Source organism: Bradyrhizobium sp. 23, from assembly GCF_023073295.1.
Lineage (GTDB): Bacteria > Pseudomonadota > Alphaproteobacteria > Rhizobiales > Xanthobacteraceae > Bradyrhizobium > Bradyrhizobium canariense_D.
In genome coordinates, this window is sequence record NZ_JADPJF010000148.1 from 529,643 (window position 1) to 553,209 (window position 23,567).

The window sequence follows — 23,567 nt, forward strand, 5'->3', positions numbered from 1 at the left end:
TATCGCTATGCGGTCGTGAACGATCGCCGCGTGATCGTGGAGCCGCGCACGCGCCGCGTCGTTAAGATCATCGACTGATCGACCGGAGCGTGAGCTTTGAAGAGACGGGCCCTGCGGAGCGTCACTCCGCGGGGCCTTGACTCGTCAGGGCCGGATTTGCGCGAAACCGCGTCATGGCCCAATCGGCGATGGCCGCCAGCGCGAAACCGATGCAGGTGGTGCCGGCATCGACCAGAAAGTCCTCCAGCCGCGCATGCCGTCCCGGTGCCCAGAATTGCATCAGTTCCAGCAGGCCGATCAGCACCACGGCGATCGCTGTGGCCGACAGGCGGCGGCGCGGATAGGCGAGGCCGAAGGCTAGTCCCACCAGGACGAAGGCAAGGGCATGTTCGCCGTCCTGGCCAAGGTCGGAATGGGGCCGTAGGCCTGGCGGGCCGAGGGTTGCAAAGGCGACGGCGGCGGCAAGCAGCCAGGCAGAGGAGCGAAGCAAAATGGACATCCGCACCGCTTAGCACGGATTGCAGCAGCCTGCCGAGGCGCCAGGATCAGATCGCCGTGTAGTTAATGACGAACCGTTAAAGTGGCTCGCGCACGCCAAGGCCGTGCATGAAGCGTTCCCGGATTTGTACGGGATCGCGTCGGGTGGCGCCGACGCCGGGCTTGTCATCGATGCGGACGGCGATCAGGCTGGGCTCGCCGGCCGACATGGCTTCCTCGACCAGACGCTCGAAATCCGCCTCGTCCGCGGCCCAGGCGCTGTTGGCAAGCCCGGAGCCGGTTGCGATGGCGACGATGTCAGCCACGTTCGCGGCCGGTGTCGGCTGCGCGCCCGTGATCTGGTAGATGCCGTTGTCCATCACGATCATGATGAGGTTCTTCGGCTTCAACGCCGCGATCGTCGAGAGTGCGCCGAGCTGCATCAGCAGCGAGCCGTCGCCTTCGAGCGCAAAGACGCGCCGGTCCGGCTGCGCCAGCGCCACGCCCAGCGCGATCGGGAAGGCGAGCCCCATGCTGCCGAGCATGTAGAAATTTTGCGCACGGTGGCCGGCGGCCCAGAGGTCGAAATTGGTGTTGCCGATGCCGCCGATCACGGCTTCCTCGTGCTCGAGTTTCGCGATCAGGCGCGAGGTGACGTCGAAGCGGTTCATCACTTTGGTGTTGCGCACGTCTGTATTCATTTGGGCCGGACTCACTTGTCGAACACCTTGCCGCCCGTGAGCAGCGGGTTGAGGATCAGCGCGACTGGCGCCTGCGTCGTGACGGCCTGCTTGATCGAACGATCGGCAATGAATTCGAGCTCGTCGAGCCGGGTGATGGTGTGATGCTCCAGCGCCAGCGAATCCAGCACCGGACGCATGGTGCGGCAGACCAGTGACTGGCCGTAGTTGAACTCGCCGAGCGTGCCGCGCTCGGACACGAACATGATAAGCGGAATCTGGTAGGGCACCGCGAGCGAGGCCAGCACGTTGGCGAGCGTCGCAAAGCCTGAGGTCTGCATCAGCACCGCACCGCGCCGTCCGCCCATCCAGGCGCCCGAGACGATGCCGACGGCCTCCTCCTCGCGGGCGGTGGCAAAGGTGGTGAAGAACTGATCGGCGTGCAGGTTCTTGATCAGCGGCGTCAGCACGCGGTCGGGCACGTAAGGGACGAGGCTGATCTCATTCCGCTTTAAGGTTTGCAGGATGATGCCGTGCCAGCTCTTGTCACTGGAGGTCTGCGCCGCCTCGGACGAGGTTTGTTGCTCCGCAATCGGCATTGCGTTCTCCCTTCGGCCGCGCATGCTTCTTGGTCTTTGCCATTGTCTTAGGCGTCGTCTTAGCCCTTGTCTTGGCCGTCGCGGCGGTCTGCCGAACTTGACGCAGGCAGCGGGATTGTCAACATGTCCGGACTGCACCGTGATCTGCGCCAGACGGCCTGCCGCAGCCGGTGCCGCCGTGTCATAAGCGGCAACAACAAGAGAACGGAGGAACGCATGACAGGAGCGCGCGAAGCGCTGGCCCTGCGGATCTCCTGGAGAAAGCCGGAAGGGTCCTGATGTCCGTCAACAGCAAGCGCGTCTTCTACGTCAAATATCTGGCCAATCCGATCTATATCGACATCCTGAAGGCGCGGCCCGACGTCCGGCTCGATCGCATCGAGAACGAGAGCCCCGAGGAATATTTCGCGCCGATCATCGAGGCGGCTCATGTCTACCAGATCGGCGCCGCCCGTGACGAACTGGCCCCGCACTTCCATGTCGATGCTGCCTTCCTGAGGCGCGCGCCGAACCTGCTGCTCGTCTCCAGCAACGGCGCGGGATTCGATCCTGTCGATGTCGAGGCTTGCACCGATGCCGGCGTGCTGGTCGTCAACCAGTCCGGCGGCAACGCCCACTCGGTCGCCGAGCATGCGCTGGCGATGATGTTGACGCTGTCCAAGCGCATCATCCAGTCCGACCGCAAGCTCCGCAGGGAGTCCAACGTCAACCGCAACGAACTCGTCGGCAACGAGATCGAGCACAAGACCGTCGGCATCGTCGGCCTCGGCAATGTCGGTCGCCGCATCGCCGCGCTGTGCAAGGGCCTGTTCGGCATGAAGGTGCTGGCCTACGATCCTTACCTCACGGCCGAGGTGATGGCCGAGCGGGGCGGCGAGAAGGTCGAGCTCGACGAGCTGCTGCGCCGCGCCGATTTCGTCTCCATCTCCTGCCCGCTCGACAAGCGCAGCCGCAACATGATCAGCGTGCGCGAATTTGCGTTGATGCAGCCGCATGCGTACTTTATCACCACGGCGCGCGGCTTCATCCACGATGAGGATGCGCTGCTCCAGGCCTTGCGCGAGAAGCGCATTGCGGGCGCCGGTCTCGACGTCTGGTCCAAGGAGCCGCCGCCGCCGGAGCATCCGCTGCTCCAGCTCGACAACGTGCTGGCGAGCCCGCATACCGCGGGCGTCACGATCGAGGCGCGGCAGAACATGGGCCGCATCGCGGCCGAGCAGGTGCTGGATACGCTCGATGGCAAGCGGCCGCCGCGCATCATCAATCCGGAGGTCTGGCCACGCTATGTGGAGCGATTCAAGCAGGCGTTTGGTGTGACGCCGGCGTAGTTGACAGTCGCTCTGTCCTTCCGGGGTGCGATGCTCCTGCTGCCCAATGTCCCGGTTAGCGCTACGCGCCACGGAACGATCGGCGGGGGGAACCGCGCCCGACTTTGATCCGTGTCAAAATCTCCCTCCCGGATTCCGCCTAAATGGGATAAGAGTGAGCGCCGCCGGGGCAGGCAGGAGGTCCCATGTCAACTTATGTGGTCAGGTTCATGAAGGACGTGCTCGGCCAGTACGGCCGGCAGATCGAGGTGTGCCAGGGCACGCTCGAGATCGACGCTTCCGACGAGGACGAAGCCAGAGAGCGGGCGAAGGCGAGGTTTTGCGAGGATCAGGCGTTGCACCACTGGTCGCTGCATGCCGACCGCATCCAAGTCAGACCGGCTGACTTTCCCTCGTGAGGCCTGGCGGCCGGGCGCCGTGAGGTGACGCCGGCGCCGAGAGGGGACTGCTGCACCGTCTCAGTCGAGCAGCTTGTCCAGTGTGATCGGAAATCGACGGATGCGTTTGCCGGTGGCGTGATAGACGGCGTTCGCGATCGCGGCGGGAACGCCGACGATGCCGATCTCTCCCAGCCCCTTGATGCCGAGCGCGTTGATGTGCGCGTCCGGCTCGTCGACGAAGATCACGTCGATGTCGTGAACATCGGCATTCACGGGAATGTGGTACTCGGCGATGTTCGCGTTCATGATCCGCCCGAAGCGGTGATCCATCACCGTCTCCTCGTGCAGGGCCATCCCAATCCCCCAGACCACGCCGCCCATGATCTGGCTGCGGCCTGTCTTGGTGTTGAGAATCCGCCCGGCCGCGACGGCGCTCACGACCCGCGTCACGCGAATGACGTTTAGCTCTTCGTCCACCTTGACCTCGGCGAAGACGGCCGAGTGGGTGTTACGCGCGTGCTTCTTGTCCTCGCCGAATTGATTGAGCTTTTCCTTCTCGATGCGTTCGACGCCGCCGTGACGCATCGCGTCGGCGATCGAGACCGCGCGGCTGTTGTTGCTGGAGCTGGCAATGCTGCCGTCGGTCAGCACCGTATCGGCTAGCTCGGCGCCGGCGAGCGGCGAGCCTGGCATCTTCCCGGCCAGGCGTAACAGTTCCTTGCGCACTTCCTCGGCGGCTGCGAGCACCGCATGCGCGCTCGAAGCGGCCATCCAGGAGCCGCCCTCCACAGGCGCCTGCGGCAGACTGGAATCTGCGAGCCGGACGCTGATGTTCTCAATCGGCAGGCCGAGCGCATCGGCTGCGACCTGAGCCACAATGGTGTAGGTGCCGGTGCCGATGTCGGATGCGGCGCAGGACACCTCGGCATGTCCGTTCGACGTCAGCACGATACGGACGGCGACCGGCATCTGCAGTGCTTCCCACACACCCGTCGCCATGCCCCAGCCGATCAGATCCTTGCCGTCGCGCATCGAGCGCGGCGCAGGATCGCGTCTGCTCCAGCCGAAGGCGTCCGCGCCGCGCGCGTAGCATTCGCGCAACTGCTTGCTGGTGTAGGGCAGGTTTTCGCTCTGGTCGCGATCCGAGTAGCACTTCAGCCGCAATTCGATCGGGTCGAGCTTGAGTGCGACGGCGAGCTCGTCCATCGCGCATTCCAGCGCGCAGACGCCCGACGCAGCGCCCGGTGCGCGCATGTCGCAGGGGGTGGAGACGTCAAGGTGCACCAGCTTGTGGGAGAAGCGGCTGTTCGGGCTCTTGTAGAGCTGTTCGGCCCAGCCGGTATCGTTGCGGGCAAAATCCTCATAGCGCGAGGTGACGGCAATCGCCTCGTGCGTGACCGCGTCGAGGGCGCCATCGGATCTTGCGCCGAGCCCGACGCGCTCGATGGTCATCGGCCGGTAGCCGAGCCCGTACATCTGCTGCCGCGTCAGTACGACGCGAACGGACCGCTTCAGCGCGAGCGCGCCGAGTGTTGCCAACACCACCTGATATTGCGGCCGCAAGCCGGAGCCGAAGGCGCCGCCGACGTACGGCGAGACCACGCGAATGTCGTCCGGCTTCTTGTCGAACACGCTGCAGAGAAATTTGTGGACGTTCTGGACGCCTTGGGTCTTGTCGTAGATCGTGAGCTTGCCATTGCTGTCCCAGACCGCCGTGGTCGCATAGAGCTCCATCGGGTTGTGATGCTCGGTCGGTATCACGTAGTCCGCCTCGTGGCGCACATCAGCTCCCGCAAGGGCGGCTGCGGCGTCGCCCCGCGGTTTATGCGGCTCGTTCTTCTCGGCGGCGTTGCTGCGTTCGCCTTCGAGGTCGGTTGCAAAACCATGCTGCTCATATTCGACCCGCACGAGCGTCGCGGCGAATTTCGCGGTTTCCCAGTCCTCTGCGACGACAAGTGCGATCGGCTGGCCATTGAACTTGATCTTGTCATCATAAAGCGGACGGAAAGGCGAGCCTTCCTCGGGCGCCACCTCGTCCTTCCACGCCTCGTCCTTGTCGGCCAGCGGCGGACGGTTCGCATGCGTGAGCACGTTGAGTACGCCCTCGACCTTCAACGCCTCGCTCGCGTCGAGGCGGGCAATGCGCCCGCATGGAATGATGGCCTCGACCACGAAGCCATGGAGGAGCTTGTCGGCTGGAAATTCGCCGGCGTATTTGGCGGCGCCGGTGACCTTGGCCCGGCCGTCGACACGCGACGTTGGCGTTCCGACATAAGCGTTCATGGGGTCCTCACGCGATCTTCTTGTGCGCCTGAGATTGCGGCGTGGCGTTCGCCGCCTGTGTCAGCGTCCGCACGATGGCGCGGCGTGCGAGCTCGACCTTGAAGCCGTTATGTGAGCGGGCTGTTGCTCCCTGGAGCAAGAGATCCGCGGCGTGCGAGAAGTGATCGGGCGTTGCGGCCTGGCCGCGCAACGTAGCTTCGGCCTCGAGGCTGCGCCAAGGCTTGTGAGCCACGCCGCCGACCGCCACGCGTGCCCCGCTGATCGCGTTGCCCTCCAATTCGAGCGCGGCGGCAACCGAGACCAAAGCAAAAGCATAAGACATCCGGTCGCGAATTTTTAGATAGCTGTAGTTTTGAGCAAAGCCGCGCGGCGGAAGCTCAATCCCGGTGATGATCTCGCCGGTGCCGAGATTGGTATCGACATGAGGCTTGTCGCCGGGCAGCCGATGGAGATCGGTCAGCGCGATGGTGCGTTCGCCGGAGGGACCCGCGATGTGCACGAGCGCATCGAGCGCGGCGAGCGCCACGCTCATGTCGGATGGATTGGTCGCGATGCAGGCGGCGCTCGTGCCCAGGATCCCATGGTTGCGGTTCAGCCCGTCCATTGCCGAGCAGCCGCTGCCGGGATGTCGCTTGTTGCACGGCGTGGCCGTGTCATAGAAATAAGCGCAGCGGGTTCGTTGCATCAGATTGCCGCCGACCGATGCCATGTTGCGCAGTTGCGCCGAGGCGCCGGCCAGGATGGCGCTGGCGAGCAGGGGATAGCGCTGCTCGATCAATGGATGATAGGCGAGGTCCGAGTTCGGCACCAAGGCGCCGATGCGCAAGGACCCGTCGGGCGTCTCTTCGACCTTGCGGAGCGGCAGGCGGGAAATGTCGATCAGCCGGGAGGGGCGCTCGACATTCTCTTTCATCAGGTCGATCAGATTGGTGCCGCCGGCAATCAGTTTGGCGCCGGGACCGGCGGCGAGCAAGCGGATGGCGTCGGCGACATCAGTGGCTCGAGCGTACTGGAAGTTGTTCATGGCTGGCCCATTGCCTGCTGGATGGCGGCGACGATGTTTGGATAGGCGCCGCAGCGGCAAAGGTTTCCGCTCATCAGCTCCCGGATCTCGTCGGTATCTTTGGCACGGCCTTCGGCGAGCAGTCCGGCCGCCGAGCATATCTGTCCCGGCGTGCAATAGCCGCACTGGAAGGCGTCATGGTCGATGAACGCCTGTTGCAGGGGATGCAGCGCGCCATCCTTGGCAAGACCTTCGACAGTCGTGATCTCCGCGCCGTCCTTCATGACGGCGAGCGTGAGACAGGAATTGACGCGCCGGCCGTCCACCAGCACCGTGCAGGCGCCGCACTGACCATGGTCGCAGCCCTTCTTGGTGCCGCTCAGTGCAAGATGGTCCCGCAAGGCATCGAGCAATGTGGTCCATGGCACGAGATCGAGCGTGTGACTGACGCCGTTGACGACAAGATGGATCGGAATGCGTTCGGAAATCTGATGCGTGACATCGCCCATGTCCTGCTCCCTGCGACGGCGACCGTGCCGGACGTCAGCCGTGTTGACGCGGGGGCACGCCTCCGCCGGCCAATAGCGCCCAACGGACCACCGACCGGTTGGTTCCTTGCCAGCAGTTCGCCTTTCCGAGAGGTTGCGGTCAGCGCTTTGCTTCGCCGAACACCACATTCGGCACGGCGCGGTCGACAACTTCGCGCAGCGCGAAGCTCGATTGTACCCTCGCGACGCGCGGCAGGCGCGACAGCTCCATGCGGTGGATGCGCTCGAAATCCTGGATATCGCGGGCGAGCACGATCAGGATGTAGTCGTCGGTCCCCGACATCAGGAAGCAGCGCACGACGGACGGGCATTTCACCACCTCCGCCTCGAACGCCTTCAGCGCCTCATCGCTCTGGCTTTCCAGCGCGATACGGACCAGCACCGTGGTGGTGAGGCCGAACTGCGCGAGGTCGAGCGTGGCCTGATAGCCCTGGATATAGCCGTCGTCTTGCAGCGCCTTCTGCCGCCGCGCGAGCGCGGTGCTTGATAGCCCGACCTTGTGCGCGAGCTCGGTGTGACTGGCCCGCGCGTTGGTCGTGAGCTCCGCGAGGATGGCGAGATCTTTCCTGTCGAGGGCCAAGGTTTCGTTTCCAGCGTGAAAGGGCGTTTGCGCGCCGGAAACCGGCGCAGGGAGGCCAAAGCTAGCGGATATTTGCACGAAACCAAACAGGGCACGTCGCTACGATCATGAGGTGAATCACAAGGAGGCCCGGGATGCGCGTCGGTGTGCCCAAGGAAATCAAAGTGCAGGAATATCGCGTCGGGCTCACCCCGGGTGCGGTCCGCGAATATGTCGCCGCGGGGCACGAGGTGACGGTCGAGACCGGTGCGGGCGGCGGCATCGGCGCCTCCGACGAAGACTACCGGCGGGCAGGGGCCACCATTGCCGAGAGCGCGCGCGACATCTTCGCGAAGTCCGACATGATCGTGAAGGTGAAGGAGCCGCAGACAAGCGAGTGGCCCCAGCTCCGCGAAGGCCAGATCCTGTTTACTTACCTTCATCTTGCGCCGGATCCCGAACAGGCCAGGGGTTTGCTCGCCTCCGGCTGTACTGCGATCGCCTATGAAACCGTCACCGACGCGGCCGGTCACCTCCCCCTGCTTGCGCCGATGAGCGAAGTCGCCGGCCGCCTCGCTATCGAGGCCGCCGGCGCCGCGCTCAAGCGCTCCGCTGGCGGTCGCGGGCTGCTGCTGGGCGGTGTCCCTGGCGTGCAGCCGGCGCGGGTCGTCGTGCTCGGCGGCGGCGTGGTGGGAACGCAAGCCGCGCGCATGGCCGCGGGCCTTGGCGCCGAAGTCACCGTGATCGACCGCTCCATTCCAAGGTTGCGGGAGCTTGATGATCTCTTTGTCGGACGCGTGCGCACCCGCTTCTCCACCATCGAGTCGGTCGAGGAGGAGGTGTTCGCCGCCGACGTCGTGATCGGCGCGGTACTGGTGCCGGGCGCGAGTGCGCCCAAGCTCGTCACGCGTGCGATGCTGACATCGATGCGCCCAGGCGCCGTGCTGGTCGACGTCGCGATCGATCAGGGCGGCTGCTTCGAGACCTCGCACCCGACCACGCATGCCGATCCGACCTATCTTGTCGACGGCATCGTGCATTATTGCGTGGCCAATATGCCCGGCGCGGTGCCGGTGACGTCGAGCCAGGCGCTGAACAACGCGACGCTGCCGTTCGGCTTGATGCTCGCGAACAAGGGTTTTGCTGCGATCTTGGAAAATCCACACCTGCGCAACGGGCTGAATGTGCATCGCGGCCGTATCACCAACAAGGCGGTGGCGGAGAGCCTCGGGCTGGAGTTTGCTCCGGTGGAGAGCGGGCTAGCGGCGTAGCGTTGCTGCTCATGCCGGCTTGCGATGGCGGCTGCCGAGAGCTGCCTCGATCGTCCCGGGCTTCTCGATGCGTTCGATCAACATGTCGATGCGGTCGCCGCCCCAAAACAGCTCGCCGTTGAACACCATGGTCGGCACGCCGAACACGCCGAGCACTTCGGCCTCGTCGATGATGCGGTCATGCTCGGCGCGTGCGGGGCCATGGACGTAGGCTTCGAACTCGCTGGCCGAGCCACCGCAGGACGTGATGACGTCCGTGATTGCGGCGAGATCGTCGATCTCGAGCTCATGCCTCCAGAACCGACGAAACACCGTGTCGTGATACGGACGGAAGAAGCGGTGCTGTTGGGCGAACAGCATGCCGACGCTGGAATAGAACGCGTCGTAGATCCGCCTAGGCCCTTTCATGACGAGCCCTTGCGCATTGGCATAGCGCCGGGCGTCCATATAGGCGTAGCGCACCTTGCGCCAGAAATGCGGCGTGCGCTCTTCCACGGTCCCCATGAATTCGGCAACGCGCAGCGTATAGGGCAGCCATTCGAGCTCGACGCCGTGCGTCTCCTGCAGTTCGAATAGGCGCTTGTTGGCCACGAACGCGTAGGAGCTCTTGTAGTCGGTGTAGACGCGCACGCGGGGGTTTGGCATTGGCAGATTCCTTTCATACGCGCGGCGCTACCTGCTCGCCGTGGCGCCGGTGCTCAAATAGGCCGGAAGAAGAAAACTATTGCCCCGGGTCCGTCCGGCGGAAGGAGTTTCCTCTTCGGGAGGCAAAAAAGCCAATCGCTTCCATTGCTGTTTGGGGCCGAAACGACGACATTTCCATCAGAAATTGATGGATTGACTGCTATGGAACGCACCAGGTTTGAGCCTTTCGGCGAGCAATTGGTGTCCGCAACGGACACCCAGCCGCGCTCGCGCGGGTCAAAGCTGCTGCTGCGGGTCGGCACCGGGCTGTTCTGGTCGCTGGTCGCCGGTATCGTGCTGGCGCGCGCGGCCTTCTTCGAGCCCGGCGTCTATGACGGCTTCAGCCGCGTCGCCTCGCTGGCCAAGAGCCTGATCTTCTAAGGCGCGCCTGATCTTCCAACGGGCGCCTGATCTTCCGAGCCAGATTATTCCGGATTGAGGATAGAACTTCGCTCGGCCCTGATATGTCGAAAACTTATTCCCCAATCGGATGGCGCTGCGTATAAATCCTTCTCCTTGGGGAGAGATTTGTGTCGCAGAATCAAGCATCCAGCCCGGCCGACGCCAAGCGGACCACGGCCATCAGCCGCATCGTCGCGCTGATTCCCGGGATCCTCCTCTGCATCGCCGTGGCCGGCGTTTCGGCCCTGCTCGAACGGGCGGAATTGGGCATCTTCGAACATCCCTATGTCGAGGCGCTGGTGATGGCGATCTTGCTCGGCATGGCTGTGCGCAGCTTTTGGAAGCCCGCGCCGCGCTGGCAGTCCGGCATCGCCTTCAGCGCCAAGCAGCTGCTCGAAGTCGCCGTCATGCTGCTGGGGGCCTCGATCAGCTTCGCTGCTATCGCGGCGTCCGGCGTCGCGCTGTTGGCCTCGATCGCGGCCGTCGTTGTGGTCGCGCTCTGCGTTTCCTTCGGCATCAGCCGGCTGCTTGGTCTCTCGACGCGGCTCTCGATCCTGATCGCCTGCGGAAACTCGATCTGCGGCAATTCGGCGATTGCGGCGGTGGCGCCGATCATCGGCGCCAACAATGACGAGATCGCATCCTCCATCTCCTTCACCGCGATCCTCGGCGTGATGATGGTGCTCGGCCTGCCGCTGCTGATTCCGCTGCTGCAGCTATCGGCTACGCAATACGGCATCCTTGCAGGCCTCACTGTCTATGCCGTGCCGCAGGTGCTGGCTGCGACGGTGCCGGCGGGACTCGTCTCGACGCAGATCGGCACGCTCGTCAAGCTGATGCGCGTGCTGATGCTCGGGCCGGTGGTCGTCGGCCTCTCGCTGACGGCGTCGCGCTGGCACAGCGATGCCAAGAAGACCAATGTCGGCTTCTTCCGCCTGGTCCCGTGGTTCATCCTCGGCTTCCTTGCGCTGGCGACCTTGCGCTCGCTCGAGATCGTGCCGTCCACGGTGATTGCCCCGATCACGCGGATCACGGGTTTTCTCACGGTGGTATCGATGGCCGCGCTTGGCCTCGGCGTCGATGTGAAGGTGCTTGCCAATGTCGGGGGACGGGTGACGGCGGCCGTGACCTTGTCGCTACTGCTGCTGCTCGGCATTAGCATCGCGCTGGTGCACTGGTTCAAGTAAGGCAAGCTGCTGCGCATACTCCACTTCCTTCTCCCACAAGGGGGAAGGAAGTCAGCGCGCAAGTCGAAGATCCCTAAATCACATCCGCGAGCGAGTGCCCGTGCAGCTCGATGTTCAGCCCCTGCATGCCCATGTCGTTGAGCTCGCCGCCCATCGCCTTGATGCTCTCCTCGCGGATCAGCGACATCAGTCCGCGGCGCAATGCTGGGAATTCCGACGACATCATCATCGACTGCTGCCGCGGCCGCTCCAGCGGGATCGGAATCTCCGCCTTGATCGAGCCGGGGCGTGCGGTCATGCAGTAGACACGGTCGGACAGGAAGATCGCCTCGTCGATGTCGTGGGTGACGAATAGCACCGAGATCTTCAGCCGCTGCCACATGTTGGTGAGGATCTGCTGCATGATGACCCGGGTCTGCGCGTCGAGCGCGCCGAAGGGTTCGTCGAGCAGCAACACTTTGGGTCCCGTCGCGAGCGCGCGGACGATGCCAACGCGCTGCTTCATGCCACCTGAGAGTTTCTCGGGGTAATGCTTTTCGAAGGCTTCGAGGCCCGCGAGTCCCAGCAGCGTGCGGGCGGCGCGCTCGCGCTGCGAGCGCGGCATGCCGCGCATCTTCAGGCCGAACTCGACGTTCTCCCGCACGGTCTTCCAGGGAAACAGCGAATATTGCTGAAACACCATGCCGCGCTCCGCGCTGGGGCCGTTCACCTTCTCGCCGTCGACGGTGACGATGCCCGTGGTCGGCTTGAGGAAGCCGGCAACCGCGTTGAGCAGCGTCGACTTTCCGCAGCCGGAGGGCCCGACGATCGAGACGAACTCGCCAGGCTTCACATGAATCTGCGTATCGGCGACGGCTTCGACCGGCCCCTCGATGCTGTCGTAGCTGAGGGAGAAGTTCTTGACCTCGATATGGCCCTGCGGTGCCTTGACAACGATCTCACTCATCTTGACCTCCACGGCATCACCAATTGTCCGGCGCCTCGGATCAACATGCTCGATCCGAGGCCAAGCACGCCGATCGCGATCATGCCGAGCGCGATGTCGGCATACTGGACCAGCGAATAGGCCTCCCAGGTGAAATAGCCGATGCCGTACTGTCCGGAGATCATCTCGGCAGCGATCAGCGACACCCAGGCCACGCCCATGCCGACGGTGAGGCCGGTGAAGATGTGCGGGAGCGAGGCCGGAAAATACACATCGCGGAAGATCGAGCGCTCCCGCGCGCCGAGACATTGCGCGGCACGCACCAGCACGGGATCGACCAGCGACATGCCGTGCAGCGTGTTGACCAGGATCGGGAAGAACGATCCGAGGAACGTGATGTAGACGATGCTCTGCTCGTTGGTCGGCCACAGCATGATCGCCATCGGCACCCAGGCGATCGCCGGGATCGGCCGCAGCACCTCCGCCACGGGAAAGATGATCTCGTGGACGAGCTTGAAGCGGCCCATGATCAGGCCGAGCGGCACCGCGACGATCGCCGCGAGCGAGAAACCGAAGAAGATGCGGCGGCAGCTCAAGAGGACGTGCAGCAGGAATTTCGGATCGTGGATCGCCTTGGTGAAGCTCGCATAGACCGCGAGCGGCGAGGGCACGTTGGTGAAGCGCACGAAGAACACGACGCGATAGGTTGTCAGCAGATGCCAGACCAGCAAGAAGGCGAGCAGCGAGATGATGCCGATCGCGGTCGCGCGCAGCCCGCCCCGGTTGAGCCGGTACCAGCGCAGTGCGAGCGTGCCGAAGGAGGGTGGAGACGCGGGTGGCGTGGAGGCGGGCATGGCGCTTGCCTCCGCGATTGCACTTGCCGGCATGCTGTCCTCGGAATGTCTGCGGAGGGCGGGACTGCTCACGTCTTACCCCCGCCGACCGCCGCCTTCACCGCGTCGTCGAAGCCGAGCACCTTGCCGCTGATCTTGGCGGCATAGGCTTCGGCGTCCTTTTTCAACAGGAACGGCGCAACCTCGCCATTGCCGACCGCGAAGAAAGCCTGGTCGGCGAACAGCTTGATGCCGCGGGTTGTATCGAAAACGTAGGCGACGTTGATCTTCTTGCCCTTGGCTTTGTAGTCGGCATAGGCCCCGAGCGTGCAGCTGGCTGACGAGAAGGGCACGATGCCTGAATCGTCGACCCAGACCTCGCCGGCCTTGCGCGGATCGGCGATCGGTTTCTTGCAGAAGGAATCGTCGCCGGAGATCTCGTAGTTCTTGGTGCTCGCAAGCTGCGCGTCATAGTCGAGCTTCATCTCGGCATAGGCTTTGCGGATGTAGCTGTCGTCGACCCATTTCTTCGGGTCGAACTCCTTCATCCGGCCGAGGTTCTGCAGCACCTTGACGTCGGCCGTGGCAGCGTCGATCAGCGCCGGCTTGATCGAGGGATCGGTCGTCATGTTGCCGCTGGGGCCGAGAAAGATATAGACGACCTCCTTGCTGATGCCGGTCCATTCCTGGATCTTCTCGGCGGCGAGCTTGGGATCGTCGCGCAGCCATTGATTGGCGGCGATCACCGCCTTGAAGTAGGCAACGACGACTTCGGGATATTTTTCGGCGAAATCGGTTCGCACCACGATGCCGTGGAAAGTCGGGAGATTGGTCTCGACGCCGTCGAAGATCTTTCGCGCAAAACCGCGGAACGGCAGCAACTCGGCGAACGGAACGAAGTCGGCATGCGCGTCGATCTTCTTCTCCTGGAGATTGGTCGAGCCGACCTCCGGACTCTGGCTCACCAGCTGGAAGAAATCCGATGCATAGCCGCGGTCCTGCATCGCCTTCAACACCATGCCGTGTGCGGCCGAGCCGAACGGCACGCTCACGAGCTTGCCCTTGAGATCGGCGAGATCGTAGTAGGGCGAATCCTTGTGAACGACGATGCCGTTGCCGGAGCCCGACAGGCTGTAGGCGGCGATGCCGATCAGCCGGCTCTTGCTCTCGGGATTGCTGTCAAAAGTGAAGCCGTTCACGATCAGCGGATAGTCGCCCATCATGCCGATCTGCAGCTTGTTGGCCATCATCGCGTTGGTGACGGGCGGGCCGGAGGTGAAGTTCTGCCACTCCAGCTCGAACTTGATGTTGGCGTATTTGCCGTCTTTCGGCAGATATTTTTCGAGGAGATGGAGCTGGCGGATGACGACGCCGGCGGTCACCGTGTTGGTTGTGGTGTCCTGCGTTCCGATGCCCAGCGTGACGGTTTCCGCCGCGGCCGGCTGCGCGAGGAGAAGCGCCAGCGACGTCACCGACATCGCGATCGAGAGCGTGGGAAGATGGCGGACCATTCTCATCCTCATTCGGTTGGATGTGCTGTGGTTGCCATGATTGGGTGAGGGCGTGGGCAGGGCAAATCCGGAATGAGCGCCACAGTCGATTAGTTGCCGGGAAAAGTTGATTGCATACTCCTTGGGCAGTCCTGCACTATTAAGCCGCTTGCATGGGCACCGGCCCTGGTCGCAAGCTCGGTCAGTCGGCCGCCTGCCCTCGCATCTCTTCCAGCACGTCGGACCGGCAGACCACGATCTGCGAGCGCTTGGTCAGCACGATTCCCTTTTCCTGCATGCGCTTCAGGCTGATCGTGACCCATTGCCTGGTGGCACCGACCATGTGGGCGATATCGGCATGGGTGAAGGCGGCCGCGATCACCCGGCCGTCGGCGTCATCGACGCCATAGAGGTCGACGAGATGCAGCAACAGATGCGCAAGGCGCTGTGTGATCGAGCGCGTTCCCAACATCTGGGCCAGCGCCGAATAGCACTTGCCCTTGAAGGTCAGGCCTTCGATCAGGCCGATCGCGAGGTTCGGGATCTCGACCGCAAGGGATCGTAGCTCCTTTCCGGGCAGATGCACCACGCTGCAATTGCTGGATGCAACGCCGGACCATTGATGCACGGTGCCTTCGAACACTTCCGGCCCGCCGACGAAATTGCCGACATGCCAATAGGCCAGCGTGATCTCGCGGCCGAGCGGAGAGGTGTAGAACACCCGGATCCGGCCGCTCTCGATCAGCCAGATACCGTCATGCTTGCCACCCTGGCTGAACAGCGTCTGGCCACGGTTGAGCACTTTTCGGCGGCCCTGCTTCAGCACCAGCTCCCGCTCGCGCTGGCTGAGCTTGTCCATCAAGGGCGGCGGTCCGCCGATCCATTGCTGGTTCTCGGTGAGCAGCAGCGAGGAACCGCCGGTAGGCCGGACCGTTGCGGGAACCGTCCCGCGAACCACATTGGCCGCCGCCTGCAACATCATCTGCCTCCGGAACGTTCAAACCGTTCTAAAGAGGAGCAATGTCCGTGCCAGATTCACTCCGCTGTCATCGCCCGGCTTGACCGGGCGATCCAGTATTCCAGAGACGTCAATGGGCTATCGAGAAGCCGCGGCGTACTGGTTCCCGCCTTCGCGGGGAATGACAGCGAAGCTTGGAAGACGACCTGTGGCGTCTACCGCCCCACCAGGCTCAGCAAATACGGCTTCGGGTAAATCCCCCGATTGTGCCCATCCGAAAACGAGATGTTCAGCCCGTAACCGAGATCGCCGATCTCGGTGATCGCGATGCCTGGAAACCGCTCGGGAAAGCGGCCGTCGAAGCGGGCGCGGGTGCAGTGGGCGCATTTGCAGGAGAGGCGGAGCGTTTCCGCCGCCAAGTCCAGCGTGTCGTCCTGAGCGGTGCGGACGCGGAGCGTCGCGAGGTCGGCGCTTGCTTCGTAATCTGCCACGGTCGGTCCCACCAAGGTCATGACGTGTCTCCGACCCTTCTCTACCTTGCCGCAGCACTGCCGCGATAGCAACTAATTGCCAGGCGCAGGGTGCGCGGCGCTGATCGTCGCTGCCTGCTGTTCGATCATCGCCCACGAAATGTGAAACTAATCGACCGGCAATTTCAGTTCGGCGTTGCCGGATTCCTGTCTCTCCGAAACCTTGTGCGCAATCGAGATCAGGAGAGACAATGAGTGCATTTCAGAGGGAAACGGTCCTGTCGGTCAGGCACTGGACCGATAGCCTGTTCAGCTTCACCGCGACGCGCGATCCGGGCTTCCGCTTCCAGAACGGCCAGTTCGCGATGATCGGGTTGGAAGTCGAGGGCAAGCCGTTGCTGCGGGCCTACAGCATGGCGAGCGCCAATCACGAGGAGGCGCTCGAGTTCTTCTCGATCAAGGTACAGGACGGTCCGCTGACCTCACGCCTTCAGAAGATCAGGGAGGGAGACGTCATCCTGGTCGGCCGCAAGGCCACGGGCACGCTGATCACGGGCAATCTCATTCCCGGCAAACGCCTGTTGCTGCTCTCGACCGGAACGGGACTCGCGCCGTTCGCCAGCCTGATCAAGGACCCCGACGTCTACGAGAATTATGAAACCATCGTGCTCGCCCATGGCTGCCGCCAGGTCTCCGAGCTCTCCTATGGCGAGCACCTCGTGGAAGGCCTGCGAGATCACGAGTTCTTCGGGCCGCTTATCCGTGACAAGCTCGTCTACTACCCGACCGTCACCCGCGAGCCGTTCAGGAATCGCGGCCGCATCTCCGACCTGATCGCGTCGAACCAGCTCTTCGACGATATCGGGCAGTCGGGACTCGACATCGAGACCGACCGCATCATGCTGTGCGGCAGCCCGGCGATGTTGGAGGAACTTCCCGCGATGCTTTCTGCGCGCGGCTTTGTCGAGGGCAATCACAGCCGGCCCGGCCATTTCGTGATCGAAAAGGCCTTTGTCGAGCGCTGAGGCGCAAATCGCAGCCCGGCGACAACTAATTGCTATCGCCGGGACGCCTGCTGAACAAATCTGATGCAAAGGCGCCGGATCTGCCGGCGGACCAGGAGCAAGCGATGTCACTAGATCAGATCGTCGACGGACTTTCGGAGGTTTCCTGCGACGTGCTCGTTATCGGCGGCGGCACTGCCGGCCCGATGGCGGCGTTGAAGGCGAAGCTGAAGAATCCGAAGGCCAACGTCGTCCTGCTCGAAAAGGCGAACGTCAAGCGCTCCGGAGCGATCTCGATGGGCATGGACGGCTTAAACAATGCCGTCATTCCCGGCTACGCGACGCCGGAGCAGTACACCAAGGAAATCACCATCGCCAATGACGGCATCGTCGATCAGAAGGCGGTCTACAAATACGCGCAGAACTGCTACTCGATCATCGAGGAACTCGACAGTTTCGGCATCCGCTTCCTGAAGAACGAGAACGGCGACTACGCCGTCAAGAAGGTGCACCACATCGGCACCTACGTGCTGCCGATGCCGAACGGCGAGACCGTGAAGAAGGCGCTGTATCGCCAGCTCCGGCGTGCCCGCATCCTGATCTCCAACCGCTATATGGCGACGCGGCTGCTCAAATCCGCCGATGGCCGCATCGCCGGCGCGATCAGCGTCAACACCCGCACCGCCGAGATGCTGGTGATCAAGGCCAAGGCCGTCATCCTGTGCATGGGCGCCGCCGGCCGTCTCGGCCTGCCGACCTCGGGCTACATGTTCGGCACCTACGAGAACGCGGCCAATTCCGGCGACGGCTATTCCATGGCCTATCACGCCGGTGCAGCACTGGCGAACCTCGAATGCTATCAGATCAATCCGCTAATCAAGGACTATAACGGCCCGGCCTGCGCCTACGTCGCCGGTCCCTTCGGCGCCTTCACCGCCAACAACGAGGGATCGCGCTTCATCGAATGCGATTACTGGTCCGGCCAGATGATGCTGGAGTTCTACAACGAGCTGTTGTCCGGGAAGGGCCCGGTGTTTCTCCAGCTCAAGCATCTTCACCCCGACACCATCTCGGAGATCGAATCGACGCTGCACAAGGTCGAACGTCCCACGCGCGGCCTGTTCCAGCAGGGGCGCGGGGTCGACTACCGCAGCGAGTCGATCGAGATGCACATCTCCGAGATCGGCTTCTGCTCCGGTCACAGCGCGTCGGGCGTGTTCGTCGACGACAACGCGCGCACCACCGTCCCGGGCCTCTATGCCGCCGGCGACATGGCGAGCGTGCCGCACAACTACATGCTCGGCGCCTTCACCAACGGTTCGGTCGCCGGCGTCGACGCGATGGAGTTTGCGGACAATCACGACTTCGCGGAATTCGACGCGGCTGAGGTCGCCCGCGAACGTGACCGCGTCATGGCGCCGACCAAACGCGAGGACGGTATTCCGCCGAACCAGATCGAGTACAAGACGCGGCGTCTCGTCAATGACTATCTCCAGCCGCCGAAAGTCACGCGCAAATACGAGCTCGGCATGCGCCGGTTCGCTGAAGCGAGGGAAGACATGCAGGAGCGCATGATCGCGCGCAATGCGCACGAACTGCTCCGCGCGCTCGAAGTCCAGTCGATCATGGATTGCGCGGACATGGCTGTGCATGCCTCGCTCTACCGCGAAGAAAGCCGTTGGGGCCTCTATCACTGGCGGACGGATTTCCCGGAGAAGGACAACGAGAACTGGTTCTGCCACACGTTGCTCAGCAAGCAGGATGGCAAGATGACCAGCGAGAAGCGTGCCGTGGAGCCCTATATCGTACCGATCGCCGACGATGAGAAGGATCTCTACGACAAGCAGCGCATCCGCGCGACAGCCTGACCCGCCGCACAAATACAGGAGACATACGATGCCTCTCGCTTCCTATCAGACATCGGTTCCGGTGGTCGTCGATGACGCCAAATGCATCGCGGACAAGGGCTGCACGGTGTGCGTCGACGTCTGTCCGCTCGACGTACTGCGTATCAGCGATATGACCAACAAGGCCTACATGGCCTATGACGAATGCTGGTACTGCATGCCCTGCGAGGCGGATTGCCCGACCGGCGCCGTCACCGTCAACATTCCTTATCTCCTGAGGTAGCCATGTCGAGCCCGTTCGAATCCTACGACGATCTCGAAGACGCCGACGAGCGGCTCCAGGCTGCCGATCCAGGGGAGCGCCGCGTCGCGATCATCGCGCTCGGCCATTCCGGCGATCCCGCCGCCGTCGGCCATCTCGCCAAAATGGTCGCCGATCCTGATGCCGGCGTCCGCCAGCAGGTCGCGATGGCGCTCGGCGAGTTCGACGGGCCGGAGGCCGCGGCTGCGCTGGTGAAGCTGCTCGTCGATCCTGAACGAATCGTTGCGTCCGCCGCGGCCGACAGCATGGCGGAGTTCAAGGATCCGGCTTGCGCCGAGATCATCCTGCCGCTGGTCAAGCATGCCCACGCCTTCGTCCGCATGGGCGCGTTGCGTGCGCTGAAGGAGCTGCGCTGCAAGGACACACTGAAACCGGCGCTGGAAGCGCTCCAGGATTCCGATGCCGCCGTGCGGGTGCAGGCGATCGGCGTGATCGGGTTCCTCAAGCTGGAGGAATCAATTCCGGCGCTGACCGCGCTGATCAACGATCCCGACGCGCATGTGCGCCGTGCCGCCGTCAGCGCGCTCGCCTTCTCGCAGATGAAGCCCGCGGCCGAGATGATCACGCGCGCGTTGAAGGATTCGGACTGGATGGTGCGGGAGATGGCCGCGGAAACGCTGGGCCTCAACGTCAACGGATCGATTGCCGCCGACCAGCTCATCGCTTCGCTCAGTGACGAGTTCTGGCAGGTGCGGCTGAAGGCAATCCGCAGCCTTGGCCGGATGAAAATCGAGCGCGCGGTGCGCCCGATCGGCAACTGCGTGAACCATGAGCAGGCCAATCTGCGGAAAGAGGCGGCGGCTGCGCTTGGCGAGATCGCCCACCACGACGGCGAAGCGTTCCTTGCCGTCATCGCCGACGATCCCGATCCCGAGGTGCGCAAGAACGCGCGCTGGGCGCTTCAGCAGATTGCGGCCCGAAAAGCGCGGGCGGGGGCATAGAAGCGCGGCGGGCTGCCGCGCTGGACTTCCCGTCCCAGACGTTTATTGGTCTTCGCCAATGTGATAGGCCTCCGCGAGCGAGGCCGATCCGAAAAGAGCGAGGATACGCCCATGACGACATTGACGGTAAAGGACCTTCTTCCCGAGGACGGCACGCGGGGAACGCTCGTCGGCCGCGTCTGGCTGCCGCAGGCGAATGGCCCGGCCGTGGTCGCCGTGCGCGGCGATGGTGTGTTCGACGTCACCGCAAAATTCCCGACCGTCAGCGCACTCTGCGAGGAAGACAATCCGGCGAAGGCGCTTGCCGCGACCAAGGGCGAGCGCATCGGCGATCTCGAGGCCATCGTCGCCAACACGCCTCCCGATCAGCGCGATCCGAAAAAACCGTGGTTGCTTGCGCCCGTCGATCTCCAGACGCTGAAGGCGGCCGGCGTCACCTTTGCCATCTCGATGCTGGAGCGCGTGATCGAGGAGCGGGCAAAGGGCAATCCGGCCTCGGCCGAAGCGATCCGGAAGGAAGTGACCCGGCTGATCGGCGACGATCTGTCGAAGCTCAAGCCGGGCTCGGACAAGGCGATGCACCTGAAGCAGGTGCTGATCGACCAGAACGCCTGGAGCCAATATCTCGAGGTCGGCATTGGCCCCGATGCCGAGGTCTTCACCAAGGCGCCGACCTTGTCGTCGGTCGGCACCGGCATGGATGCGGGGCTGCATCCGAAGTCGACCTGGAACAACCCCGAGCCGGAGCTGGTGCTGTTCGTCTCGAGCCGCGGCACGATCGTCGGTGGCGCCCTCGGCAACGACGTCAATCTGCGCGACTTCGAGGGCCGTTCGGCACTGCTGTTGTCGAAGGCCAAAGACAACAACGCCTCGTGCTCCATCGGCCCGCTGCTGCGCCTGTTCGACGACAGCTTTACCCTCGACGACGCCCGCAAGCTCGACATCAGCCTGAACGTCAAGGGGCAGGACGGTTTCGTCCTCGACGGCCATTCCTCGATCAGCATGATCAGCCGCGATCCGACCGATCTGGTCGAGCAGACCATCGGCAAGGTGCACCAATATCCCGATGGCTTCGTGCTGTTCCTCGGGACCATGTTCGCGCCGGTTAAGGATCGCGACGCGCCGGGACAGGGGTTCACCCACAAACGCGACGACATCGTCACGATCTCGGCGCCCCAGCTCGGCAAACTCGTCAACCGCATGCGGGCCAGCGACGAATGCGAGCCCTGGACGTTCGGCATCGGCGCGCTGATGAAGAATCTCGCGCAGCGCAAGCTGATCTAGCTCACTGCACGCCGGATGTGGGGGACTCTCCACGAGTCGCTTTGCCTCGATCGACGCAGAAACTCTCTCCCCACCGTCATTGCGAGCGCAGCGAAGCAATCCAGAATCCCTCCCCGGAAAGACTCAGGATTGCTTCGCTGCGCTCGCGGTGATGGGGGGAGGGGTTGCGGGTTCGCCTTTCACCATCCTCCTAGACAGTGTCTTCGCCCCAACTGCCGCATCATTTCGTTCATCTCCGCGTTGCATCCGTGGAATAAAATCGCGCTGCGCGTGACATAGAAGTCGCTCATCCGCTCGCGCGCGCTTTCCCCCTCAATAGTCAAATAATATGACTAGTCGGAACCAAACTTCCGTGAAATAGTCCCTCCCGCCACCTCAAAGGTCGGCCTGTGGGTGCGATGCTACCAATCGGCGCCCCCGGATAACATTTTGGGAGACACGCCTGATGATCGTCAAAGCCCTCTTTGCGGCCAGCGCGACGGCCGCGTTGCTGCTCGCGCTGCCGGCGAATGCCGCCGAGCTCACCATTGGCTTCTCGCAGATCGGATCGGAATCCGGCTGGCGCGCGGCCGAGACCTCGGTCTCCAAGCAGGAGGCCACCAAGCGCAAGGTCAATCTCAAGATCGCCGACGCGCAGCAGAAGCAGGAGAACCAGATCAAGGCGATCCGCTCCTTCATCGCGCAGAATGTCGATGCGATCTTCCTCGCGCCCGTCGTCTCAACCGGCTGGGACTCGGTGCTGAAGGAAGCCAAGGAGGCCAAGATCCCGGTCGTGCTGCTCGACCGCGACATCGATCCCTCCGGCAAGGAGCTCTATCTCACCGCCGTGACCTCCGACAGCGTTCACGAAGGCGAGGTCGCGGGTGACTGGCTGGCGAAGACCGTCGGCGCCAAGGCCTGCAACATCGTCGAATTGCAGGGCACGGTCGGCGCGAGCGTCGCCGCCAACCGCAAGAAGGGGTTTGACACCGCTATCGCCAAGCATGCGAACCTGAAAGTGGTGCGCAGCCAGACCGGCGACTTCACCCGCGCCAAGGGCAAGGAAGTGATGGAAAGCTTCATCAAGGCCGAAGGTGGCGGCAAGTCGATCTGCGCGGTCTATGCGCACAACGACGACATGATGGTCGGCGCGATCCAGGCGATGAAGGAAGCTGGGCTCAAGCCGGGCAAGGAGATTCTCACCGTCTCGATCGATGCAGTCCCCGACATCTTCAAGGCGATGGTCGCCGGCGAAGCCAATGCCACGGTCGAGCTGACGCCGAACATGGCAGGCCCCGCTCTCGATGCCATCGCGGCCTTCAAGGACAAGGGTACCGTTCCGCCGAAATGGATCCAGACGGAATCCAAGCTCTACACCGCCACCGATGATCCGCAGAAGATCTACGACAGCAAGAAGGGCCTCGGTTACTGAGGCGAGAGTGTCGCCGGACGGCCGTGCTTCGGCAGTCCGGCGATCCCGCTCGAAACCGCTGCGCGAACGAACAGGCTCCGTGTCCGCATTGTCAGCGGGCGCCCTTGGGAGTGAATGTCATGGAGAACAGCCAGGATTCCGCTGCTTCCCTGCTGGAGGTGCGTGGGATCAGCAAGAGCTTTGGCGCCGTGCGTGCGTTGCAGGAGGTCGACTTCACGCTTCGCGCCGGCGAGATCCATGCGCTGCTTGGTGAGAACGGCGCGGGCAAGTCCACGCTGATCAAGGTCGTGACGGGCGTATTTCCGCGCGATGCCGGCATCGTCAGACTGGGCGGCGAAGAGGTCGCGCCGCGCTCGGCCAAGGCGGCGGTTCAGGCCGGCATTGCGACGGTCTACCAGGAAGTCAATTTGCTGCCGAATCTCTCGGTGGCGCAGAACCTGTTCCTGGACCGGCAGCCGACGCGCTTCGGCGTCGTGCGCGAGGGCGAGATGCGACGGCGCGCGAAGTCGCTGCTCGCGGATTTCGGTCTCGACATCGACGTATCAGCGCCGCTTGGCAATTACTCGGTGGCGATCCAGCATGTCACCGCGATCGCGCGCGCCGTCGATCTCTCCGCGCGCGTGCTGATCCTGGACGAGCCGACCGCGAGCCTCGACCGCCATGAGGTCGAGATCCTCTTTC

26 protein-coding genes are annotated in these 23,567 nt (G+C 63.5%); 13 read left to right on the top strand and 13 right to left on the bottom strand.

The genetic code is table 11. The features are described 5' to 3' along the window. On the top strand, positions 1-78 hold a 78-nt coding region (locus IVB32_RS35840), incomplete at its 5' end, for a DUF1236 domain-containing protein (RefSeq protein ID WP_247413002.1). Between the two features lie 43 nt (positions 79-121). Here IVB32_RS35840 and IVB32_RS35845 read toward each other — a convergent pair. From IVB32_RS35845 to IVB32_RS35855, 3 genes are all read right to left on the bottom strand, one after another. Next, complete coding sequence (locus IVB32_RS35845; protein WP_018458595.1) at positions 122-499, bottom strand: antibiotic resistance protein VanZ; 378 nt, start codon at positions 497-499, stop codon at positions 122-124. Positions 500-575: 76 nt separating this feature from the next. Beyond that, on the bottom strand, positions 576-1,178 hold the full coding sequence (locus IVB32_RS35850) for a thiamine pyrophosphate-dependent enzyme (protein ID WP_018458596.1): 603 nt from the start codon (positions 1,176-1,178) through the stop codon (positions 576-578). An 11-nt stretch (positions 1,179-1,189) separates the two neighbouring features. Beyond that, on the bottom strand, positions 1,190-1,756 hold the full coding sequence (locus tag IVB32_RS35855) for a thiamine pyrophosphate-binding protein (RefSeq protein ID WP_026233617.1): 567 nt from the start codon (positions 1,754-1,756) through the stop codon (positions 1,190-1,192). 278 nt (positions 1,757-2,034) lie between these two features. On the opposite strand from IVB32_RS35855, the gene IVB32_RS35860 reads away from it, so the two are divergent. Both IVB32_RS35860 and IVB32_RS35865 read left to right on the top strand, forming a co-directional pair. Continuing rightward, positions 2,035-3,084 (top strand): hydroxyacid dehydrogenase, encoded by a 1,050-nt coding sequence (locus IVB32_RS35860; protein ID WP_018458598.1) that lies wholly within the window; start codon positions 2,035-2,037, stop codon positions 3,082-3,084. Positions 3,085-3,269: 185 nt separating this feature from the next. Further along, positions 3,270-3,482: a hypothetical protein gene (locus IVB32_RS35865; RefSeq protein ID WP_007608382.1), complete on the top strand. Its 213-nt coding sequence runs from the start codon at positions 3,270-3,272 to the stop codon at positions 3,480-3,482. Between the two features lie 60 nt (positions 3,483-3,542). On the opposite strand, the gene IVB32_RS35870 is transcribed toward IVB32_RS35865, so the two are convergent. From IVB32_RS35870 to IVB32_RS35885, 4 genes are all read right to left on the bottom strand, one after another. Then, on the bottom strand, positions 3,543-5,747 hold the full coding sequence (locus IVB32_RS35870; protein WP_018458600.1) for a xanthine dehydrogenase family protein molybdopterin-binding subunit: 2,205 nt from the start codon (positions 5,745-5,747) through the stop codon (positions 3,543-3,545). A gap of 7 nt (positions 5,748-5,754) precedes the next feature. After that, positions 5,755-6,771: a xanthine dehydrogenase family protein subunit M gene (locus tag IVB32_RS35875; RefSeq protein WP_018458601.1), complete on the bottom strand. Its 1,017-nt coding sequence runs from the start codon at positions 6,769-6,771 to the stop codon at positions 5,755-5,757. Beyond that, positions 6,768-7,259, bottom strand: coding sequence for a (2Fe-2S)-binding protein (locus tag IVB32_RS35880; RefSeq protein WP_018458602.1), 492 nt, complete (start codon positions 7,257-7,259; stop codon positions 6,768-6,770). The genes IVB32_RS35875 and IVB32_RS35880 overlap by 4 nt, the downstream gene beginning before the upstream one ends. 139 nt (positions 7,260-7,398) lie before the next feature. Beyond that, on the bottom strand, positions 7,399-7,878 hold the full coding sequence (locus IVB32_RS35885) for an Lrp/AsnC family transcriptional regulator (RefSeq protein WP_018458603.1): 480 nt from the start codon (positions 7,876-7,878) through the stop codon (positions 7,399-7,401). Positions 7,879-8,012: 134 nt separating this feature from the next. Here IVB32_RS35885 and ald point away from each other — a divergent pair, with 134 nt between their 5' ends. Beyond that, a complete protein-coding gene (ald, locus tag IVB32_RS35890; RefSeq protein WP_018458604.1) occupies positions 8,013-9,128 on the top strand; it encodes an alanine dehydrogenase in 1,116 nt (371 codons plus the stop codon). A gap of 9 nt (positions 9,129-9,137) precedes the next feature. Here ald and IVB32_RS35895 read toward each other — a convergent pair whose 3' ends face one another. Continuing rightward, positions 9,138-9,773, bottom strand: coding sequence for a DsbA family protein (locus IVB32_RS35895; RefSeq protein ID WP_018458605.1), 636 nt, complete (start codon positions 9,771-9,773; stop codon positions 9,138-9,140). 201 nt (positions 9,774-9,974) lie between these two features. Between IVB32_RS35895 and IVB32_RS35900 the strand changes: the two genes are divergently transcribed. Next, positions 9,975-10,193, top strand: coding sequence for a hypothetical protein (locus IVB32_RS35900; protein WP_007593267.1), 219 nt, complete (start codon positions 9,975-9,977; stop codon positions 10,191-10,193). Between the two features lie 149 nt (positions 10,194-10,342). Beyond that, positions 10,343-11,401 carry a putative sulfate exporter family transporter gene (locus tag IVB32_RS35905; RefSeq protein WP_085352331.1) on the top strand — a complete coding sequence of 353 codons (1,059 nt, stop codon included), beginning with the start codon at positions 10,343-10,345 and terminating at the stop codon, positions 11,399-11,401. Between the two features lie 73 nt (positions 11,402-11,474). On the opposite strand, the gene IVB32_RS35910 is transcribed toward IVB32_RS35905, so the two are convergent. From IVB32_RS35910 to IVB32_RS35930, 5 genes are all read right to left on the bottom strand, one after another. Continuing rightward, complete coding sequence (locus IVB32_RS35910; protein ID WP_247412899.1) at positions 11,475-12,347, bottom strand: ABC transporter ATP-binding protein; 873 nt, start codon at positions 12,345-12,347, stop codon at positions 11,475-11,477. Then, positions 12,344-13,180: an ABC transporter permease gene (locus IVB32_RS35915; protein ID WP_007593263.1), complete on the bottom strand. Its 837-nt coding sequence runs from the start codon at positions 13,178-13,180 to the stop codon at positions 12,344-12,346. Before IVB32_RS35915 ends, IVB32_RS35910 begins: the two co-directional genes overlap by 4 nt. A 68-nt stretch (positions 13,181-13,248) precedes the next feature. Further along, the gene (locus IVB32_RS35920; protein ID WP_162496366.1) at positions 13,249-14,670 is read right to left on the bottom strand and encodes an ABC transporter substrate-binding protein; all 1,422 of its coding nucleotides are present in this window, start codon (positions 14,668-14,670) and stop codon (positions 13,249-13,251) included. A 181-nt stretch (positions 14,671-14,851) separates the two neighbouring features. Further along, positions 14,852-15,628 (bottom strand): Crp/Fnr family transcriptional regulator, encoded by a 777-nt coding sequence (locus tag IVB32_RS35925; RefSeq protein ID WP_198293387.1) that lies wholly within the window; start codon positions 15,626-15,628, stop codon positions 14,852-14,854. Positions 15,629-15,822: 194 nt separating this feature from the next. Continuing rightward, complete coding sequence (locus tag IVB32_RS35930) at positions 15,823-16,119, bottom strand: gamma-butyrobetaine hydroxylase-like domain-containing protein (RefSeq protein WP_018458611.1); 297 nt, start codon at positions 16,117-16,119, stop codon at positions 15,823-15,825. Positions 16,120-16,328: 209 nt separating this feature from the next. Between IVB32_RS35930 and IVB32_RS35935 the strand changes: the two genes are divergently transcribed. The 7 genes from IVB32_RS35935 to IVB32_RS35965 all read left to right on the top strand — a co-directional run. Beyond that, a complete protein-coding gene (locus tag IVB32_RS35935; protein WP_018458612.1) occupies positions 16,329-17,102 on the top strand; it encodes a ferredoxin--NADP reductase in 774 nt (257 codons plus the stop codon). Between the two features lie 104 nt (positions 17,103-17,206). Continuing rightward, on the top strand, positions 17,207-18,949 hold the full coding sequence (locus IVB32_RS35940; RefSeq protein WP_247412900.1) for a fumarate reductase/succinate dehydrogenase flavoprotein subunit: 1,743 nt from the start codon (positions 17,207-17,209) through the stop codon (positions 18,947-18,949). Between the two features lie 28 nt (positions 18,950-18,977). Continuing rightward, positions 18,978-19,211: a ferredoxin family protein gene (locus tag IVB32_RS35945; RefSeq protein ID WP_007593252.1), complete on the top strand. Its 234-nt coding sequence runs from the start codon at positions 18,978-18,980 to the stop codon at positions 19,209-19,211. Positions 19,212-19,213: 2 nt separating this feature from the next. Further along, complete coding sequence (locus IVB32_RS35950) at positions 19,214-20,191, top strand: HEAT repeat domain-containing protein (RefSeq protein WP_085352336.1); 978 nt, start codon at positions 19,214-19,216, stop codon at positions 20,189-20,191. Positions 20,192-20,302: 111 nt separating this feature from the next. Further along, positions 20,303-21,475 (top strand): fumarylacetoacetate hydrolase family protein, encoded by a 1,173-nt coding sequence (locus tag IVB32_RS35955; RefSeq protein ID WP_026233621.1) that lies wholly within the window; start codon positions 20,303-20,305, stop codon positions 21,473-21,475. A gap of 445 nt (positions 21,476-21,920) precedes the next feature. After that, positions 21,921-22,886 carry a galactofuranose ABC transporter, galactofuranose-binding protein YtfQ gene (gene ytfQ / locus IVB32_RS35960; protein WP_018458617.1) on the top strand — a complete coding sequence of 322 codons (966 nt, stop codon included), beginning with the start codon at positions 21,921-21,923 and terminating at the stop codon, positions 22,884-22,886. Positions 22,887-23,005: 119 nt separating this feature from the next. Beyond that, positions 23,006-23,567, top strand: a 562-nt coding sequence (locus tag IVB32_RS35965) for an ATP-binding cassette domain-containing protein (protein ID WP_247412901.1), incomplete at its 3' end; no start/stop codon positions are given.

What these genes read in the sequence shown, in the direction of transcription:
- IVB32_RS35845 (WP_018458595.1), bottom strand. Translation starts at nt 499, where the DNA reads ATGTCCATTTTGCTTCGCTCCTCTGCCTGGCTGCTTGCCGCCGCCGTC.
- IVB32_RS35850 (WP_018458596.1), bottom strand. Translation starts at nt 1,178, where the DNA reads ATGAATACAGACGTGCGCAACACCAAAGTGATGAACCGCTTCGACGTC.
- IVB32_RS35855 (WP_026233617.1), bottom strand. Translation starts at nt 1,756, where the DNA reads ATGCCGATTGCGGAGCAACAAACCTCGTCCGAGGCGGCGCAGACCTCC.
- IVB32_RS35860 (WP_018458598.1), top strand. Translation starts at nt 2,035, where the DNA reads ATGTCCGTCAACAGCAAGCGCGTCTTCTACGTCAAATATCTGGCCAAT.
- IVB32_RS35865 (WP_007608382.1), top strand. Translation starts at nt 3,270, where the DNA reads ATGTCAACTTATGTGGTCAGGTTCATGAAGGACGTGCTCGGCCAGTAC.
- IVB32_RS35870 (WP_018458600.1), bottom strand. Translation starts at nt 5,747, where the DNA reads ATGAACGCTTATGTCGGAACGCCAACGTCGCGTGTCGACGGCCGGGCC.
- IVB32_RS35875 (WP_018458601.1), bottom strand. Translation starts at nt 6,771, where the DNA reads ATGAACAACTTCCAGTACGCTCGAGCCACTGATGTCGCCGACGCCATC.
- IVB32_RS35880 (WP_018458602.1), bottom strand. Translation starts at nt 7,259, where the DNA reads ATGGGCGATGTCACGCATCAGATTTCCGAACGCATTCCGATCCATCTT.
- ald (WP_018458604.1), top strand. Translation starts at nt 8,013, where the DNA reads ATGCGCGTCGGTGTGCCCAAGGAAATCAAAGTGCAGGAATATCGCGTC.
- IVB32_RS35895 (WP_018458605.1), bottom strand. Translation starts at nt 9,773, where the DNA reads ATGCCAAACCCCCGCGTGCGCGTCTACACCGACTACAAGAGCTCCTAC.
- IVB32_RS35900 (WP_007593267.1), top strand. Translation starts at nt 9,975, where the DNA reads ATGGAACGCACCAGGTTTGAGCCTTTCGGCGAGCAATTGGTGTCCGCA.
- IVB32_RS35910 (WP_247412899.1), bottom strand. Translation starts at nt 12,347, where the DNA reads ATGAGTGAGATCGTTGTCAAGGCACCGCAGGGCCATATCGAGGTCAAG.
- IVB32_RS35915 (WP_007593263.1), bottom strand. Translation starts at nt 13,180, where the DNA reads ATGCCCGCCTCCACGCCACCCGCGTCTCCACCCTCCTTCGGCACGCTC.
- IVB32_RS35920 (WP_162496366.1), bottom strand. Translation starts at nt 14,670, where the DNA reads ATGGTCCGCCATCTTCCCACGCTCTCGATCGCGATGTCGGTGACGTCG.
- IVB32_RS35925 (WP_198293387.1), bottom strand. Translation starts at nt 15,628, where the DNA reads ATGTTGCAGGCGGCGGCCAATGTGGTTCGCGGGACGGTTCCCGCAACG.
- IVB32_RS35930 (WP_018458611.1), bottom strand. Translation starts at nt 16,119, where the DNA reads ATGACCTTGGTGGGACCGACCGTGGCAGATTACGAAGCAAGCGCCGAC.
- IVB32_RS35935 (WP_018458612.1), top strand. Translation starts at nt 16,329, where the DNA reads ATGAGTGCATTTCAGAGGGAAACGGTCCTGTCGGTCAGGCACTGGACC.
- IVB32_RS35940 (WP_247412900.1), top strand. Translation starts at nt 17,207, where the DNA reads ATGTCACTAGATCAGATCGTCGACGGACTTTCGGAGGTTTCCTGCGAC.
- IVB32_RS35945 (WP_007593252.1), top strand. Translation starts at nt 18,978, where the DNA reads ATGCCTCTCGCTTCCTATCAGACATCGGTTCCGGTGGTCGTCGATGAC.
- IVB32_RS35950 (WP_085352336.1), top strand. Translation starts at nt 19,214, where the DNA reads ATGTCGAGCCCGTTCGAATCCTACGACGATCTCGAAGACGCCGACGAG.
- IVB32_RS35955 (WP_026233621.1), top strand. Translation starts at nt 20,303, where the DNA reads ATGACGACATTGACGGTAAAGGACCTTCTTCCCGAGGACGGCACGCGG.
- ytfQ (WP_018458617.1), top strand. Translation starts at nt 21,921, where the DNA reads ATGATCGTCAAAGCCCTCTTTGCGGCCAGCGCGACGGCCGCGTTGCTG.